The sequence below is a fragment of the Streptomyces sp. NPDC091416 genome (genome assembly GCF_044756845.1).
Classification (GTDB): domain Bacteria; phylum Actinomycetota; class Actinomycetes; order Streptomycetales; family Streptomycetaceae; genus Streptomyces.
In genome coordinates this window covers 157,576-174,708 of the sequence record NZ_JBIVTU010000016.1, presented here as the reverse complement: position 1 = coordinate 174,708, position 17,133 = coordinate 157,576, and the positions used below count along the sequence as shown (strand labels likewise).

At 68.1% G+C, this 17,133-nt stretch carries 12 protein-coding genes and 2 pseudogenes; 2 read left to right on the top strand and 12 right to left on the bottom strand.

Annotation, left to right across the window (positions count from 1 at the left end; all coding sequences use genetic code 11):
* Positions 1–108: 108 nt before the first annotated feature.
* Positions 109–2,703, top strand: coding sequence for an ATP-dependent chaperone ClpB (gene clpB, locus ACIQMX_RS35770; protein ID WP_363075101.1), 2,595 nt, complete (start codon positions 109–111; stop codon positions 2,701–2,703).
* A 140-nt stretch (positions 2,704–2,843) separates the two neighbouring features.
* Positions 2,844–3,407: a YbjN domain-containing protein gene (locus ACIQMX_RS35765; protein WP_326660345.1), complete on the top strand. Its 564-nt coding sequence runs from the start codon at positions 2,844–2,846 to the stop codon at positions 3,405–3,407.
* 69 nt (positions 3,408–3,476) lie between these two features.
* Here ACIQMX_RS35765 and ACIQMX_RS35760 read toward each other — a convergent pair.
* The 12 genes and pseudogenes from ACIQMX_RS35760 to ACIQMX_RS35705 form a co-directional block, all read right to left on the bottom strand.
* A pseudogene (locus ACIQMX_RS35760) lies at positions 3,477–3,911 on the bottom strand (aminotransferase class I/II-fold pyridoxal phosphate-dependent enzyme); the annotation flags it as partial.
* A 210-nt stretch (positions 3,912–4,121) separates the two neighbouring features.
* Complete coding sequence (locus tag ACIQMX_RS35755) at positions 4,122–4,661, bottom strand: Pycsar system effector family protein (protein WP_402484361.1); 540 nt, start codon at positions 4,659–4,661, stop codon at positions 4,122–4,124.
* An 86-nt stretch (positions 4,662–4,747) separates the two neighbouring features.
* Positions 4,748–6,181, bottom strand: a complete 1,434-nt coding sequence (locus tag ACIQMX_RS35750) for a DUF4407 domain-containing protein (protein ID WP_402484359.1) — start codon at positions 6,179–6,181, stop codon at positions 4,748–4,750.
* 4 nt (positions 6,182–6,185) lie between these two features.
* Positions 6,186–7,262 carry a hypothetical protein gene (locus tag ACIQMX_RS35745; protein WP_402484357.1) on the bottom strand — a complete coding sequence of 359 codons (1,077 nt, stop codon included), beginning with the start codon at positions 7,260–7,262 and terminating at the stop codon, positions 6,186–6,188.
* Positions 7,259–9,532, bottom strand: coding sequence for a hypothetical protein (locus ACIQMX_RS35740; protein ID WP_402484355.1), 2,274 nt, complete (start codon positions 9,530–9,532; stop codon positions 7,259–7,261). The genes ACIQMX_RS35745 and ACIQMX_RS35740 overlap by 4 nt, the downstream gene beginning before the upstream one ends.
* Complete coding sequence (locus ACIQMX_RS35735) at positions 9,525–10,334, bottom strand: hypothetical protein (protein ID WP_402484353.1); 810 nt, start codon at positions 10,332–10,334, stop codon at positions 9,525–9,527. The genes ACIQMX_RS35740 and ACIQMX_RS35735 overlap by 8 nt, the downstream gene beginning before the upstream one ends.
* A 93-nt stretch (positions 10,335–10,427) precedes the next feature.
* The gene (locus ACIQMX_RS35730) at positions 10,428–11,051 is read right to left on the bottom strand and encodes a Crp/Fnr family transcriptional regulator (RefSeq protein WP_402484351.1); all 624 of its coding nucleotides are present in this window, start codon (positions 11,049–11,051) and stop codon (positions 10,428–10,430) included.
* Positions 11,052–11,515: 464 nt separating this feature from the next.
* Entirely contained in the window at positions 11,516–12,682 is a 1,167-nt protein-coding gene (locus ACIQMX_RS35725) for a pyridoxal phosphate-dependent aminotransferase (protein WP_402484349.1), read from the bottom strand.
* 13 nt (positions 12,683–12,695) lie between these two features.
* On the bottom strand, positions 12,696–14,015 hold the full coding sequence (locus ACIQMX_RS35720; RefSeq protein WP_402484347.1) for a hypothetical protein: 1,320 nt from the start codon (positions 14,013–14,015) through the stop codon (positions 12,696–12,698).
* Positions 14,015–15,508 carry an N-6 DNA methylase gene (locus ACIQMX_RS35715; protein ID WP_402484345.1) on the bottom strand — a complete coding sequence of 498 codons (1,494 nt, stop codon included), beginning with the start codon at positions 15,506–15,508 and terminating at the stop codon, positions 14,015–14,017. Before ACIQMX_RS35715 ends, ACIQMX_RS35720 begins: the two co-directional genes overlap by 1 nt.
* Positions 15,505–15,696, bottom strand: coding sequence for a hypothetical protein (locus tag ACIQMX_RS35710; protein WP_402484343.1), 192 nt, complete (start codon positions 15,694–15,696; stop codon positions 15,505–15,507). The genes ACIQMX_RS35715 and ACIQMX_RS35710 overlap by 4 nt, the downstream gene beginning before the upstream one ends.
* Positions 15,697–15,955: 259 nt before the next feature.
* Positions 15,956–16,705 (bottom strand): annotated as a pseudogene (locus ACIQMX_RS35705) (aminotransferase class I/II-fold pyridoxal phosphate-dependent enzyme); the annotation flags it as partial.
* Positions 16,706–17,133: the final 428 nt, after the last annotated feature.

Below are 17,133 nucleotides of genomic sequence, written 5' to 3'. Positions count from 1 at the left end.
CCGGGAAGTCATCCGTTTTTGCCTTGAGTGGAATAGACTCAACTTTGTGCACGTTGATCGTGTCAGTAGTGAGAACGGGCCAGTCATCGCAGAGAGGAGAGCGCGCACGTGGACGCCGAGCTGACCAACAGGAGCCGGGACGCCATCAACGCGGCCACCAGCAGGGCCGTGAAGGACGGGCATCCCGATCTGACCCCGGGGCATCTGCTGCTCGCGCTGCTCGCGGGTGAGGACAACGAGAACCTCGTCGATCTGCTCGCCGCCGTCGAGGCGGACCAGATCGCCGTACGTACCGAGACCGAGCGCCTCCTGGGCGCGCAGCCCAGCGTGACCGGGTCGACCGTCGCGCCGCCGCAGCCCAACCGCGAGCTGCTCGCCGTCATCAACGACGCCGCCCAGCGGGCGAAGGAGCTCGGCGACGACTACATCTCCACCGAGCACCTGCTCATCGGCATCGCGGCGAAGGGCGGCCGTGCCGGTGAGATCCTCGACGGGCAGGGTGCCAGCGCGAAGAGGCTGCTGGACGCGTTCGAGAAGAGCAGGGGAGGGCGCCGGGTGAGCACACCGGACCCGGAGGGCCAGTACAAGGCCCTGGAGAAATTCGGTACGGACTTCACCGCGGCCGCGCGCGAGGGCAAGCTCGACCCGGTCATCGGGCGCGACCAGGAGATCCGCCGCGTCGTCCAGGTGCTGTCGCGCCGGACCAAGAACAACCCGGTGCTCATCGGTGAGCCCGGCGTCGGCAAGACCGCCGTCGTCGAAGGGCTCGCCCAGCGCATCGTCAAGGGCGACGTCCCCGAATCCCTGAAGAACAAGCGGCTCGTCTCGCTGGACCTGGGGGCCATGGTCGCGGGCGCGAAGTACCGCGGCGAGTTCGAGGAGCGCCTGAAGACCGTCCTCTCCGAGATCAAGGAGAGCGACGGCCAGATCATCACGTTCATCGACGAGCTGCACACCGTCGTCGGCGCGGGCGCCGGAGGCGACTCCGCGATGGACGCGGGCAACATGCTCAAGCCCATGCTGGCCCGCGGCGAGCTGCGGATGGTCGGTGCCACCACGCTCGACGAGTACCGCGAGCGGATCGAGAAGGACCCCGCCCTGGAGCGCCGCTTCCAGCAGGTGCTCGTCGCCGAGCCGACCGTCGAGGACACCATCGCGATTCTGCGCGGGCTCAAGGGCCGCTACGAGGCCCACCACAAGGTGCAGATCGCGGACGCCTCCCTGGTCGCCGCAGCCACGCTCTCCGACCGCTACATCACCTCCCGCTTCCTCCCCGACAAGGCCATCGACCTCGTCGACGAGGCGGCCTCCCGGCTGCGCATGGAGATCGACTCCTCGCCCGTCGAGATCGACGAACTCCAGCGCTCCGTCGACCGGTTGCACATGGAGGAGCTGGCTCTCAAGAACGAGACGGACCCCGCGTCCAGGCAGCGGCTGGAGAAGCTGCGCCGCGACCTCGCCGACAAGGAGGAGGAGCTGCGCGGTCTCAACGCCCGCTGGGAGAAGGAGAAGCAGGGCCTCAACCGCGTCGGTGAGCTGAAGGAACGCCTCGACGACCTGCGCGGACAGGCCGAACGCGCCCAGCGCGACGGCGACTTCGACACCGCCTCCAAGCTGCTGTACGGGGAGATCCCCGGACTCGAGCGGGAGCTGGCCGAGGCCGCCGAGGCCGAGGAGGAAGCGGCCAAGGAGCCCAAGGAGACGCTGGTCAAGGAAGAGGTCGGCCCGGACGACATCGCCGATGTCGTCGGCGCCTGGACCGGCATCCCGGCCGGCCGCCTGCTGGAGGGCGAGACCCAGAAGCTGCTGCGCATGGAGCAGGAGCTGGGCCGGCGCCTCATCGGGCAGAGCGAGGCCGTGCAGGCCGTCTCGGACGCGGTACGCCGCACCCGGGCCGGTATCGCCGACCCCGACCGGCCCACCGGATCGTTCCTCTTCCTCGGCCCGACCGGTGTCGGCAAGACCGAGCTGGCGAAGGCGCTCGCCGACTTCCTCTTCGACGACGAGCGGGCCATGGTCCGCATCGACATGAGCGAGTACAGCGAGAAGCACAGCGTGGCCCGGCTGGTCGGCGCCCCGCCCGGGTACGTCGGCTACGAGGAGGGCGGCCAGCTCACGGAGGCCGTCCGCCGCCGCCCGTACAGCGTCGTCCTGCTGGACGAGGTGGAGAAGGCGCACCCCGAGGTCTTCGACATCCTGCTCCAGGTCCTCGACGACGGCCGGCTCACCGACGGACAGGGCCGGACGGTGGACTTCCGGAACACCATCCTGATCCTGACGTCGAACCTCGGCAGCCAGTACCTGGTCGACCCGCTGACCAAGCCCGAGGAGAAGAAGCGGCAGGTCCTGGAGGTCGTGCGGGCCTCCTTCAAGCCGGAGTTCCTCAACCGGCTCGACGACCTGGTGGTCTTCTCCGCCCTGTCCGGGGACGAGCTCGCGCACATCGCGGGGCTCCAGATCGACCGCCTCGCCAAGCGGCTGGCGGACCGCAGGCTCACCCTCGACGTCACCCCGGCCGCCCTGGCCTGGCTGGCCGAGGAGGGCAACGACCCGGCCTACGGTGCCCGGCCGCTGCGCCGCCTCATCCAGACGGCGATCGGCGACCGGCTCGCGAAGGAGATCCTCGCGGGCGGGATCGCGGACGGCGACACGGTCCGCGTCGACCGGGAGGGCGACGGTCTGACCGTCGGCGCGGCGGCCTGACCGGAGCGCATGTGGAGTAACCGGCGGCCCCGGTCCCCACGGCTGGATATCAGCTTGTGGCGGATCGGGGCCGTCCGGGCTTGCCATGCCCCGCCCGCCATGGGAGAGGATGGCAGCCAACCGCACGAAGGGAAATTACGGTGAGCATCGATCCGTCCTCGATTCCTAACTTCGGGGGCCAGCCCGAACCGCAGGCGGCAGGACCGGAGGGCCCCGTCGTCCCTGACCAGGACCTCGTCAAGCAGCTCCTGGAGCAGATGGAGCTGAAGTACGTCGTCGACGACGAGGGCGACCTCGCGGCGCCGTGGGAAGACTTCCGCACGTACTTCATGTTCCGTGGCGAGGGCGAGCAGCAGGTCTTCTCGGTCCGCACGTTCTACGACCGCCCGCACGACACGGACCAGCGCCCGGTCCTCCTCGACGCGATCGACGACTGGAACCGCCGCACCCTGTGGCCCAAGGTCTACACGCACACCCACGAGCCCGAGGAGGGCTCCGAGGACACCGGCACCTCGGTCCGGCTGATCGGTGAGGCGCAGATGCTCATCGGCACCGGCGTCTCCCTGGAGCACTTCGTCTCCTCGACGGTCAGCTGGGTGCGCGCCTCCATCGAGTTCGACAAGTGGCTGCTGGAGCGCCTCGGCCTGGCACCGGCCGACGAGAAGCCGGCCGAGGGCACGGAGCAGGCCGCTCCGGACGCCTGAGCCACCCGCGACGCGCACACGGCGCGGGGAACGGCCCCTTCCCGGGACCGTTCCCCGCGCCGCGTCGTTTCACAGGCCCTTGAGCCGGGAGACGGCCTCCTCCAGCACCTCCGTCCGCTTGCAGAAGGCGAAGCGGACGAAGGACGCGCCCTGCTCCCGGTGGTCGTAGAAGACCGCGTTCGGGACGGCCACGACCCCGCACCGCTCCGGAAGCGCCCGGCAGAACGCGAAGCCGTCGCCGCCGCCGTCGAGCGGGCGGATGTCGGTGGTGACGAAGTACGTGCCCGCCGGCCGGTAGACCTCGAACCCGGCCTCGGCGAGCCCGCCGCTCAGCAGATCGCGTTTGGCCCGCAGGTCCGCGCGCAGGGTGTCGAAGTAGCTGTCGGGCAGGTTCAGTGCCTCCGCGACCGCGTACTGGAACGGGCCGGCGGAGACATAGGTCAGGAACTGCTTCGCCGAGCGGACCGCGCTCACCAGTTCCGGGGTCGCGGTGATCCAGGCCACCCCTTGTTCGTGCACTCATTCGCGTGTCGCGCAACAAGCCCATCAGGGGCGTCTCCAGTGCCGTCGGTGAGCCGGCCGCCATCTACTGCCGGATATCCCAGGCGGACGACGACAACCAGACCGGCGTCGACCGTCAGGAACGCATCTGCCGGGCGGTTTATGCCGACGCTTTGCGATCGGATGGTCCGCTATTCCTTACCCGGGACGCCGCTAAGTCGACGCTCCCGTCACTATGCCCAGTAGCGTGAACGCAAAGAAAACCGTGGCCCAGGCCAGTGCGTGGCGTATGCAGCGGTATTTGGTCCAGGCGATCTGGGACAAGGTCACCAGTTGGCCCAGGTCCCGGGACACGAGGTCGGTGCGGCGGACCGTTTGCTCCAGGTGCGCAGCTGACATTGGGAGCCTTGCGTCGCCGAAGTAGTGGGTGCGGGAGTGGCGGGGGTTTCCTAGCCGTGGAGTCAACGCTAGGCCCAGCAGGACGAGTGCCGGTACGCAGGCGGCGCAGCCCGCCCAGAGGAGGAGCTGCGGGACGACGGCGTACTGTCGTGGGGCGATAGCGCCGCTGCCGATCGCACCGAGCAGGGCGGACAGGGCCGCGCCCAAGGAAGCCAGCATGAGGCCGGCCTTGGTGTCGGCCTTCGTGAGCTCTTCACGGGTCTCGGACAGCAGGACTCTGGCGAGTTCGGCGCTGCGGTTGTTTGCGGAGTCGATATCAGGGTCCCTGTCGGCGTCGTCTCCGGGTGTGGTCACGCTTCCCCTCCGTTCCGTCTGTGCCAGGCGGCCGCCCCGGCGTGCGGGGCGGCCGTGGTGCCTTGTTCCTGGTGTAGGCAGGAGCGTCAGACCGTTGACGAGCGGCGGATCTCGTCCTCCAGCGCGTTCACCGCCTGCCGGACCCGGATGTTCATCGCCGCCGTGTGTTCCCGGAACGCCGCGTCCGACTCGGCGCGGTGACGTCGGACCTCCTGTTCGATGGCGACCTGGGCGATTTCGAGGTCCGCCATGGTCCGACGCTCGGTGAACCGGACCTCCTCGTCGTGAATCTTGACCGCGCTGTTGCTCGCGCTGGTGAGCATCCGGTCGTACGCCGACTCGCCGCTCAGGTACTTCACCAGCACGGGGAGTACATCGAGGAAGACGAACAGCAGGCGGACCAGCCAGATGCCCACGAACAGCACCGGGTTCCCGGTCGCGAGTTGCTCGAGTGCCCGCATCCGTTCCAAGACACCGATCTCGTTCTGCTTGGCACGCTCCTCGTTCAGCCGCTGTTCGATGCCGTTGGCCCGGGCCTTGAGGAAGGCGCCGCGTGACACGGTCTGCTCAGCCTCGATCTTCGAGATGCGGCTGTTCATGCGGACCAGTCGCTTCTCGTTCTCATCGGTGTGGTGGGTGGTCCGGTAGTCCTGTGCCTTGGCGCGCAGGCGCAGGCACTCGGACGTCCGCTGGTACAAGCCGGTGGCGGCCATACGGATCAGTTGGCGGCACTCGTCCCGTACCTGGGAGTCGATAGTTTCCAGCCTGGCGGTATCCCGATCCGTCCGCTTCTGCAGGGCGGCGGTGTCCGAGCGCAGGGCCGACAGTTCCCCGGCCCGTTCGCCGGGCGTCTTGCCGAAGGAGAGGACGTACGTCCCGCCGCAACCCTCCGGAAGGACTGTCTGCGTCGTGGACGGCACGGGGTTACAGCGGACCAGGTTCGTGCGCAACCGGTCTACAGCGTCGGTACGTTCGTCTGCTACGTGTTCCTCGATGGCCGTCTGGAAGATGCGCAGTACCAAGGGCTCGGCGATCACCGCGCCGAGCATCAGGGCAATCAGCAGGCGCGTGAAGAGGGGGCCGACCCGTCGCCGCGCGTTCGGCTGTGGAGTGACCAGCCAGCGGTCGAGGTTGAGCACGAACAGCATCCAGATGACCGTCGGGACTAGGGCCAGGAGGGAGACTCTGCCGAGCGCCTCGGTCGCGAAATTCCACATCGAGAACGCCGCTATGACCGAGGTCCCGAGCACAACTCCGCCGAGGGCCGTGTACTTGCTCCGCTCGTACCTGATCCTGGCCAGCAATTCCTCGTCGACGCCGGTCAGGGCACGCAGTCGTCGTGCGCAGTCGAAGGGGCGGTGAGTGGTACGGGCAGGGGCCCTGTCGCCCGTGGCGAAGCGAGTAGCGCGCCCTTCCTCCGAAATGCGGCCGTCGGCGCGGCCGTTCGCAGAATGCGCATCAGGATCATCGCTGGTGACCCGGTCATCCGCCGTGCCTGGAGTCGTCACATGGTTCGTCAAGAAGTCAGTCAACGAGATCGCCCTCATCCTTGACGAAACCACCCTGCGGGTCGCGCGAGCCGTCCCGGCCCGTTTCCATGCGCCCGGGACGCGCCGGTCCCGGCTCGACCATGCGGGCGGTGTCGGCAGCGGTTCCGACCCCGGATGCGGATTGGCCGCCGGTCTCCCGCAGGACCTGTTCCAGCACCTGGTGATAGTCGACGCCGTACTCGCTGCCGCCCATCTGGCGCAACAGCGTCAGCAGCATGTCGCGGCGCATCTGCGCTTCCGTCATCTCCCGCGCCTGCGCGTGGTCCCGGTCCGATGTCTCGGCTTCGTGACGGCGGGCAGAATTCTTCTCAGTGGTCCGGTGGATACGGGCCGCCGCCTCGATGACGTCGATCTCCTTCCGGGCGATGCCGAAGGCGTCCACGTGGTCGGATCCCTGTGAGAGCAGCTCCGCGATCCGGAGTGCGTCCTGGGTCTCGAAGTCTCGCTGCCCACGCTGGAGCTCCCAGGAGCGCCGCTCGTCGCGCAGCTTCTGCTCCCAGTCCCGCAGGTCGTCCGACGCGTGCGCCTCGGCGCTGACGAACTCCACGCTCATGCCTGCAACCCGCGGCGGCACAATCACGCTGTAGGCGGTCATACGGTGGTTGACCTCGGTCCGTACCGCGTTCACCTCCTCCACGCGGTGCCCGGCGCTCACCCTTGGCAGGTCACCGTCGCCCATCAGGTAGGCGCGCAACGGAACGGTGACGTCGATGATGCCCTGCCGGGCGATCACGGTCGGGTCGGTCACCTGGCAGGTGAAGGACGCCCGCAACGTGAACTTGTCCGCCTCACTCACCGACGGGAGCGTGCGCTGCACCTCGACCAGGCGCGCCCGGGTGTCGACCAGGCTGACCGAGGAGGCGTCGAACACGTCGGGGTGAGATGGATCGAACACCATGCCCTCGGGAAATAGGCGGTAGCTCCCGCCGACCCTGAAGACGTAAACCGCGCCGGGCGGCAGATGCGGCACGTCGTCGCGACGGCGACGCCGAGACCACCAGGCGCTCTGGGCCGTGGGCAGAATGTGCTCGGCAATGACCGGGTAGTTCACTTGCTTCGGCCTCCTTGAACGGAAGGGAAGGGCGGAGTGGATACGAGGGACGCGCTGCGCCGGGAGTCCGCCAGCGGTCGGCCGCGCAGCGATCCGAGGAGCACCTGCGCCAGTTCCCGGGCACCGGGGATCGCATAGTCGGGGTGCTTCAGGGCGATGGACAGGTGGTGGCACAGCGCGGCCCACTGGCGCCCGTTCATGGCGTGCCGCATGGCCTCGCCGAGTTCGCGTACGGCACCGGTGACGGACGGATCGTCCCGCAGCTGTACCAGCGTCCGGCACAACGCGCTGACTGCCCTGCTCCGGTTACCGCTGCGCAGGACATCCGCCCACAGAAACCCGAGGTGACGGGCGCTGTCCGGGACGGTGCGCAGGAGCCCTGCAGTGACGGGTTCAGGGGCCTCCAGCCGGGCGGCTTCCAGGAACTGAACAGCGATCCGCAGCGCGATCGACCGCTCTCGGGACCCCTGCGCCGCCTTGGCGATCACGGTCCGTACGTACCGGAGGATGAATAGCACGCGTTCTGGGTCCTGCTCGGCGGTTTGCAGCAGCAGGACCAGCGAACGGTAGGCCGAGAACGCGATTCGCTCCCCGCGCTGCGTCAGGAAGCAGAGCCAGTTGAGCGCCTCTAGGCGATAGAGGGAGCCCAGGCGGCCCGTCAATGCCATGGCCGCCGTCACGGCCCGGCCCGGCCCCCTGTTGTCCGTCCAGCTCAAGGCAATGTTCAGGGCCTGCGGCGCGAGATGATCGATGTCGCACATGAAATGCAGTGCCAGCGCGGCGGTCACCCGCTGGTTGGTAAGCCCTTCGGACCACGCTTTCAACATGTTCTCGTCGACATCGACGAGCGCGTGCCGGGCTAGAAGCGCGACGCTGCGAGCCACTTCCGTGCGGGTGTCCAGGTCACCAAGCAAGGCCAGCTCACCCAGCCATTGACGCAGCGGGTACCAGAGCTCGTAGCCGTACAGGTCGTGCAATTCCGCGATAACGAACTCGCGGACCCGCGGCTCGGTGAAGACCAGGCGGCGCTCGCTGCGCCCGGCGTTCCGGTCCGGCCCGGGCCGGTGCTCGATCGTCACGAGCCCCATCGCCCGCTCTTTCCACCGGGCCCTGGACTGCTGGGCCACCGCACCGCTCAACGCCGTCCTGGTCTCGTCGTCCGACTCCGCGACCGGTGTCCCACCGCTCTGCTCCCAGTTGCGCACGTGGGCGGCGAGTGCGGCACACTCCTTCTCGAAGGTCCGCTCCGGGATGCCTTCCAGAAAGGCCAGGGCCGCGAGCGGGATCAGGTCGTCCGAGGACGGCTGTTTGCGGAACAACTCCTGGACCACCTCCCGGCACCGGTCCCGCAAGGTGTCCAGCGCCTTCTCCGTGCCCTCCCGGGACAAGACCACGGCTGCCGCGACGACGTCCGCCGGCCGCCGCTGTTCGCTGACTCGCTTCCGCAGCTCCTGCTCGGTGTCCGGCGCGAGGCCGGCGTGCGGCAACAGGCCCCTGCAACGCTCGAACAACTCCAGGGGATCCGGGGCCCGCCACGTCACACAGTGGTCCCGCAGCGCCAGCCGCCGATGGGTCGTGCCGCCCGCCGTGATCACCAGGTACGACCCCTTGCGGCGCAGTTCCTCGCTCAGCCGCCCGATCGCGTACGTCTGCACGGCCTCGACATGCAGCTCGCCGACGTAGTCGAGGATGACGTACCCCTGCCCCGGCTTGAGGTCCCGCGACACGGCCAGCTCGGCGAGAGCGTTGGCGGGCGACAGGCTGCGCAGTCTGGCCTCCTTGCCCAGGATCTCCCTGAGCAGAGCGAGGGAGCCTGCGCCCCGGCCGCAGTTGCCCTCACCGGTCAGCACGACGAGAGCGTCCTCGCGCAGTTTGCCGAGCGCCTCGTCGAAGCAGGGCTGCGGGGGGACATAGAACCGCAGGGCGCGGATCGTCTCCTCGGGCTCGATGGTGCCGGGGGCGAGACCAGGGGATGAGACGCCGTCGAAGCCGAACGCCGCTCCGGAGGCGTCGACGACGCCGTAGAAGTTGTTGTTGACGAGCTGGTGTACGCGACTCAGATCGTTGTAACCCCGATCGTCCTCCTCGCGTTCGTCCGCCTCCCGACGCTGCTCGCGAGCCACGTCAGGTCCGGCACCTAGACCGAGGGCGTCCTCTCCGGCCTCCGGCGCCCCGTCGGCATCGACCGGCGTGGGCGGCACGACGTCCTTGTCAGGAGCGAGCACGGGCGGTTCGGTCAGCCCGTCGTCCGGGCCCGGTTCGTCAGCCACCGGCGCTCCCGAAGCCGAAGACGGCGCCCCGGGCATCCACGGGGCCGGCGACATTAGTGACATTGATCTTGTCGGCCCGGTACTCGTTGCTGATCCCCATCCCGCTGGATCCGCCCGTGGCGGCCGGTTCGGGCCGGATCGTCGTGGGTTCCCCCGCCGCCGGGTCCGCGGGCTTCCTCGTCTCCGCGGTCCTGAGCTCGTGTGCGGTGACGGCGGGTGCGCCGAGGACGGGCACGCGCAGCCAGGCCGTGGCCTCGTACTCCTTCACCTGGACGGTGACGCGGGTGAAGTCCTCGGGAGTCAGGGTCGTGTGGCTACCCGCCACCGTGGACCGGAAGATTTCGTCGGACAACAGCAGTGCCAGGTCGGCCCCGGGGTGGGTGGCCAGGGCGTCGTAGAGCGGACGCGCGTTCAGCAGGCGCGCCGTGGCCACCACGGCCGTGCCGGCGAAACCATTGTCGGCCAGCTCCACCAGTCCCTGGTGGATGACAGCCCGTAGCCGCATGCGGGCCTCGGGAACTCGCTGAGCGTTGTACTCGCGCAGCTCGGCAACGAGATGGCGGATGTAGTCGTCGACCAGACGCGGTTCCTTGCCATCGACGGGCCGCACCGCCAGCTGCTCGTCGCCCTTACGCTGGATTTGCCACTGCGCGCGGTCCAGGCCGGCACCCCTGGCGGCGCGGTCGAGAAGCCGCGGCAGATCGTGCTGGATTTCGGACTGCCTGCGGTCGTTGTTGCTTCCGTAGGCTTGTGCGTCCACGGCTATGCAGGTGCAGGGATAGAAGTCAGGCCACGCAGCCACCCGATCAGTTCCTCTCTGGGCAGGCGATGGGCAGAGAATGCCCACGAAGTGCTGACCCAGAGGCTAGGAGGGATAGCTCGAAGTGATTCCGTATCAGTACGGGTTGTCAGCAACGACTTTGGCGAATTCGAGCAGCTTCGGAACGTCACAGATGGTTATGTTTCGGTAACTGCGTTCCACCAGTCCCTGAGCTGTCAGCATGGCGAGACTCTTCTCAGCCGTGTTGAGCTTCAGGCCGGCCAGTGACGCGAGTTCCTTCTGTGTCAGCGTCACGCCGAGGTCGCACCGCTTGCCGTCGCTGCCCGGCACGGGCTGGGCGTAGGACTGGCACAACTCGGCCAGAACCCGGGCCAGCCGGGTCAGCGAGTCGTAGGCTTGGAAGTCGATCCGGCGTCGGTTGGCCCCGCGCAGCCGGGCGCACAGCATGTGGAGGACGGCCCTCATGGCGTCCGGATGTCGGGAGAGGAAGGTCTCCAGCGCCCGCACCTGGATGATCCGCGCGGTCACGTCACTGCACGCGACCACCGTGCCGGACCTGGGGCGCTCCTCGAAGGCCGCCATCTCACCGACCAGGTCGCCTTCTATCCGGATGGCGAGCAGCATGTCGTAACCGCTCTCCGCACTGGCCACGACCTTCACGACACCGCTCGTGATTAGCAGGACGTGGCGACTCTCCTCGCCCTGCTGAAGTAGGGCGCGATGAGGGGGATAGTTCATCGGGGTGCCCTGGCTCAGGAGTTCTTCCCGCGTCGTGCCCCGCAGCCGGCCAAGAAATGTGGACGGTGGCCACTCGTGAATCACCAACCCTCCCTCCCCAGGCGCTGCCATTCCGCAGCGCGGTGCGCTGTTCGAGCCTGCCCATGCTGCTGTCGAGTTGAGTGCTGGCGAGCAGAAAGGTCGGAATGTGGCCTGTTTTCTCACCTCATCAGCCAGAATTGACCGAACGCATATTCCCATGGGGGCTATGGGGCTAATCGCGACCTTTCGCGCCCAGTGCCAGAGAACTCCACGGTCAGCGACCGGTATCTCGCCGGGAGTAATCAGGGAGTCGATAATCCCCCCCTGGGCCCTGTTGCGACCGCCCGAAGCCACGTCAGCCCGACGCTCCGGCCTGGAACAAACACCATCCGTGCCGACTGGACCGGCGGTCCACCCTCATCCGGGACAAAGGAGTCGTGAGTTCAGGATGCCAAGCGTTGGAGTCGGCTGGCAGCCTCGTGGAGGACGTCGTCCCTCTTACAGAAGGTAAACCGGACTTGGCTACGGCCGACGTCCGGGGCGTCGTAGAACACGGAGTTGGGGATGGCCACTACGCCACAGCGTTCGGGAAGGGCGCGGCAGAAGGCGTAGGCGTCCTTCTCGCCCAAGGGCGTGATGTCGGTGGTGATGAAGTACGTGCCCTGAGGCTGGTAGACCTCGAACCCGACCGCGCGCAGCCCGTTGCCGAGCAGGTCGCGCTTGCGTCGCAGGTCGGCGCGGAAGCCGTCGAAGTACGAGTCAGGCAGTCGGAGGGCCTTGGCGATCGCGTACTGGAAAGGACCCGAGGTGACGTAGGTCAGGTACTGCTTGGCGGTCCGGACCGCTGAGACGAGCGGGCCGTTCGCCGTGACCCAGCCAACCTTCCATCCGGTGAACGAGAAGGTCTTGCCAGCGGATGAGATGGAGACGGTTCGCTCGCGCATGCCGGGCAAGGCCGCGATGGGGCGATGCGTGTCCTCGTAGACCAAGTGCTCGTACACCTCGTCGGTAACAACGAGCAGTTCGTGCTCGACGGCGAGTGCGGCGATGGCGTCCTGCTCTTCGGCGGAGAGGACCATCCCGGTCGGGTTGTGCGGGGTGTTGAGGAGCAGCAGACGGGTCTGCGGCGTGATCTTGGCCCGGAGCTCATCCAGATCCGGGCGGAAGGATGGGGCGCGCAGGGTGAGCGGCACGCGCTTCGCGCCAGCCATGGCGATACAGGCGGCGTAGGAGTCATAGAAGGGTTCGAAGGCGATCACCTCGTCGCCCGGCTCCAAGAGGGCCAGCATGGTCGCGGCGATGGCCTCGGTGGCGCCGGCGGTGACCAGGACCTCGGTATCGGGGTCGAAGGGGAGATCGTAGAAGCGCTGCTGGTGCTCGGAGATCGCAGCGCGCAGTTCCGGAACCCCCGGGCCGGGTGGGTACTGGTTTCCCTTGCCGTCCCGCAAGGCGCGGACGGCGGCCTCGCGGATCTCCTCGGGGCCGTCGGTGTCGGGGAAGCCCTGGCCCAGGTTGATCGCGCCCATCGCGGTGGCCAGTGCCGACATCTCCGCGAAGATCGTTGTCCCGAGTCCGTCCAGCCTTCGGTTCATCAGTGGCCTGGTGCTCATGTCTCCACCGTTCTCACTCGGGTACCCGTCGAGTCTCTGGGGCCCATCCTGACTCATGGCCGCTCCTACCCCCCCCGCGTGGTGCGGGGACGGCAGTGGGGAGAGGAGCGAGAGCGCCCTCCTCTCCCGGCTGCCGTGCTGCCGGCTCCCGGAGAACACCGGCCTTGGCCGAGATATCGCGTAGGAGCGCGTCCCGCAGGTTGTGCACCGTCGCGATTTTGGAGACAAGGAGCCGCGCCGTGGCGTGCAGGGGCTCGGCCATCCTGTGAAAGGCGGTGCGCGTGTACTGGTCTGGCCAGGTGACTCTCAGGCGCTTGAGGGCGAGGGCGGAGATCTCCCGTGCGTTCCGGCCCTGCGCAGTCTGCATGATCTCGCCGCTCCTGCTTCTGAGTTCGTGAAGCAGCCACCAACTGTCCGTGTCCTCGATGGGGCGCACCGCGACGACGCTCCTGAGAGCTGTCGCCGGGCGGCGCGTCACAGCGATGTGCGCGCCGTCGGGACGGGTGCTCAGCATGAAGGTGCCGGAAGGATGCGCCTGGCCGGCGTCTGCTGGGCTCAGCAGGCGAAAATTTTCCACGTGGGGCACGGGGAGGTCGAAGAGGTCGGTCGGAGCGATCGCATCGACTGTGGGCCCTGGCTGCAGAGGAGGGAGCGAGCTTTCGGCGCCTTTGCCTGTCTTCGATTTGGCGACCTCGGCCAGTAGCCGTGTTTCCCAGGAAGGTTCCGCCGACGCCCAGTCGTCGTGGAGGGCGTCGGCCAGTGCCACAGCCTGGCGCGCGCTCCTCTCGTAGAGGGAGGCCATCTCCTCGATGAGGCCGAAGGCTCGGTCATATGCGGCGACAACGTCCGGCGGGGGGAGCGGAAACAGCATGCGGCGGAGGGTGTCGAGGCTGATGGTGGGCTCGACGTGTGCCGTCACGTCCTCGTCGATCCGGGCCTTAGCCGTGGACGTCTGCAGCCAGATGCGCAGCCATCGCACGATGTACGGCTCAGCGCGGAGGATACCGATCGACCTGGTCGCCGGCCATCCTGCGTGCTCCGAGGTGACCAGCGCGGACTCGCCCACCCGCCTGACGAGTACGACGGCCAAGTCGCCCTGCCTGAGGGCGCGGGTGGCCGGAGGGCCGCCCGACACGTACTGATTCATGCGAGGTGAGAGGATCCTGCCATCTCGGACGAACTCGGAGCCGACTACTCCTGGCGCTTGGTCGGATGCCTTGTCGTCGACGGCGCCACAGGTCGTGTAGATATCCCTGCGGAATTGCTCCATCGCGATGGAGGTGGTCGGCCAAGCCGCCGTATCCGAGTCGGTCTGGTGAGTGTCGGCTTCCATCAGATCTCCTCCAAGACGTCCAGCAGCCGGAGTTCCAGATCACGCATCCGGTCGAAGGAATCAGCCAGTTCCAGCTTGAGTTCGTCGATCCGGCTCCGCGTGTCGCGTTCGGGGCTGGGAGGCTCCACGGCGTACGAGGTTGGCATCAAGCTGTACTCGTGGTCGGCGATCTCCTTGATGGAGCAGCTTCGGGACCATCCGGTCTCGTCTTTGTACGGCGGGACCGCGGTGCCGTCCTCGGAAAGGCCACGCCACGCTGCGAGGGTGTCCAGAATCAGTGCAACGTTCTTCTCGCCCAGCCTGCGCGCTCTTGAGTTGGGGACCTGCTCGAAGGCTCGCCGCGCATTGATGAAGAGCACTTGTCGGCGGCGGTCCGTGATGCCCCAGCCAGCACGCGACCTCTTGTCCTTGTTGAGTACCCACAAGCAGGCGGTTGTCTCGGTGTGACCGAACACGCGGGGCGGCAGAGCGATCACGCACTCGACGAGGTCGTCTCGCAGGAGGCGCTCGCGGAGCCTTCGGGTGATGGGCTGCCGGGTGTTGGCCACGATGTCGGCCATCAGGAAGGCGGCGCGTCCGGCCGGAGCCAGTGCGTGCGCGATGTGTTGAATCCACGCGGAGTTGGCGGATCCGCGGGACGGCGGTTCCTCCGGCCACCGGGGATCGGTAGGAACCCGGGAAGCTGACCGGCGGGCGCTCTGCTTCGTCTGGTCCTCCGGCGCCCAGTCGCGCTGGTTGAAGGGGAGGTTGGCCAGGATGATGTCATGGGGCTCGCGTTCGGGCTCCGCGAGGCTGTCCCCGGGCGGAGAGACGTCGGCGTTGATCCCTCGTACGGCGAAGTTCATGCGAGCCACCTGCGAGGTGTCGGCGTGTTGCTCCTTTCCCTGCAACGACATGGCCGGGTCCGCCTCGACGCGGTCGTGGACGTAGCGGTGACTCTCGACGAGCAGGCCCCCTGAACCGCAGACAGGGTCCAGCACTCGGTGCCTGTCGCGGGGTACGGCTGCGCCGACCATGAGACGTGCCATGTCAATGGGCGTGAAGTAGCGGCTGCCGTCTGCTTGGTCCGCCGAGAGGTCCCGCAGGCACTGGTCGAGCAGGGGGCCGACCCGCTGGGTGGAGCCAATGGCTTGGATGAGAGCGTGCAGGTGCTCATCGGAACGAGGGGGCGGAATGGGCATAAGAGTCCGCGTGCCAGCGTCGGTGCCCTGAGCGTCGATTGTGGGGAGCCAGTGGGCCAGACACTTGCTCACGGCAGCGCGGATTCCCGAATCGCCCGCTGCCGACTGACTCATCAACCACGACCATGTCGGGACGCCGGTGCCTGGAGCGGCGTGTGCCTTCCGGCTCAGGAACAGCAGCCCGAGGACCAAGCGAGTCGCGTCGTGGGCGTTCATCGGCCGCGAGAGGTGTCTGCGGTGTAGGAGCACCTTGTTGAGAGAGGGGAGATCCTCGGCCTGCACGCGCCTTGGACGGGCACCCGTGTCGCTCATGAGCCCACCACCCCCAGGGCGTCCATGACCACGATGAGCAGCGTCAGGGAGCCGGCGAAGGTGAATGCTCCTGCCTTGAGGGCCGACGTGGGGCGCCCTCCCTCGACTACTGCCACGAAGCTGCCGGCAAGAGCGGTGACAAGCGCCGCGAGGACCGCGATGATCACGTACATCAGCGTCTGCTGCACGTGGTTCCTTCCTGGGGTCGGGGGATCTCCAAGTGGGCGAGTGAGCCGCGTGATCCCCGGTTGCAGGTAGGACAGTAGAAGACGTAGGCCACATGCTGGGGGATGCACGGTGTTTGGAATTTCCTAGGGCGCGCGCTCGGGAATCAAGCGCTTTCGGCAAGTGCACGTCGTTTGGGATTCAGAATAGTGAGTCGGCTAGAGGGTGTACCTGGGTTTCCGCCCCACAATCTGAATAGGCAGGCGAAGAAGCCTTGACTCAGCCGACCTTCCAGCCGGTGAAGGAGAACGTCTTGCCGGCCGAGCTGATGGTGACCGTCCGCTCGCGCATCCCCGGGAAGCCGGCGAGCGGCAGGTGTTCGCCCTCGAAGACCAGGTGTTCGTAGACCTCGTCGGTGACGACGAGGAGATCGCGTTCGCACGCCAGCCCGGCGATCGCGCCGAGTTCCTCGCGGGTCAGGACGGTGCCGGTGGGGTTGTGCGGGGTGTTGATCAGCAGCAGCCGGGTGCGGGGGGTGACGGCGGCGCGCAGTTCGTCGAGGTCCAGCCGGTAGGTGCCGGTGGACGGCTCGGAGTGCAGGGTTACGGGGACGCGGGTGGCGCCCGCCATGGCGATGCAGGCGGCGTACGAGTCGTAGTAGGGCTCCAGGGCGACGACCTCGTCCCCCGGCTCCAGGAGCGCCAGCAGCGTGGCCGCGATGGCCTCGGTGGCGCCCGCGGTGACGAGGACCTCGGTGTCGGGGTCGTACGCCAGGGCGTAGCGGCGCTGTTGGTGGGCCGTGATCGCGGTGCGCAGTTCGGGTACGCCGGGCCCCGGTGGGTACTGGTTGCCGTGCCCGGCGCGCAGGGCACGGACCGCGGCCTCGCGGATCTCCTCGGGACCGTCGGTGTCGGGGAAGCCCTGGCCGAGGTTGATGGCGCCGGTGCGGACGGCCAGCGCGGACATCTCCGCGAAGATCGTCGTGCCGAACTCGGCGAGGCGGCGGTTGAGCAGCGGTCGTCCCTGTGTCATGACCGCCATCCTGCGCGGAAGCTCTGGAGTTGCTCAAGTCTGCTTTGGCCGTACGGGGACGGGGGCATCCCCCTGACACGCGGGAATCGGTACGGAGCGGGGGACTTTCGCTTCGGGGGACGGAAGGACGTGGGGTCCGTGATGAGTGTGGGCATAGCGGTGTTCGTGGCCGTGGTCGTGATCCTCGTTTCGGCGCTGGTGAGTGCGGGCAACCGCGGCCGGTCGACGGCCGGGCGGCGCAGGTCCGGCGGCGCGGGTGGCGGTGGTGGCGGCAGCTCGTGGGCGGGCGGAGACGGTGGCGGCGACTCGGGCGGTCACTCGTGCGGCGGCGGTTCGTCGTGCGGTGGCGGCGGGGGTGGATGCGGCGGAGGCAGCTGACACGGGGCAGCTGGTCCGCGGCCGGGCCGGGGTGGCCGGCCCGGGCGCCC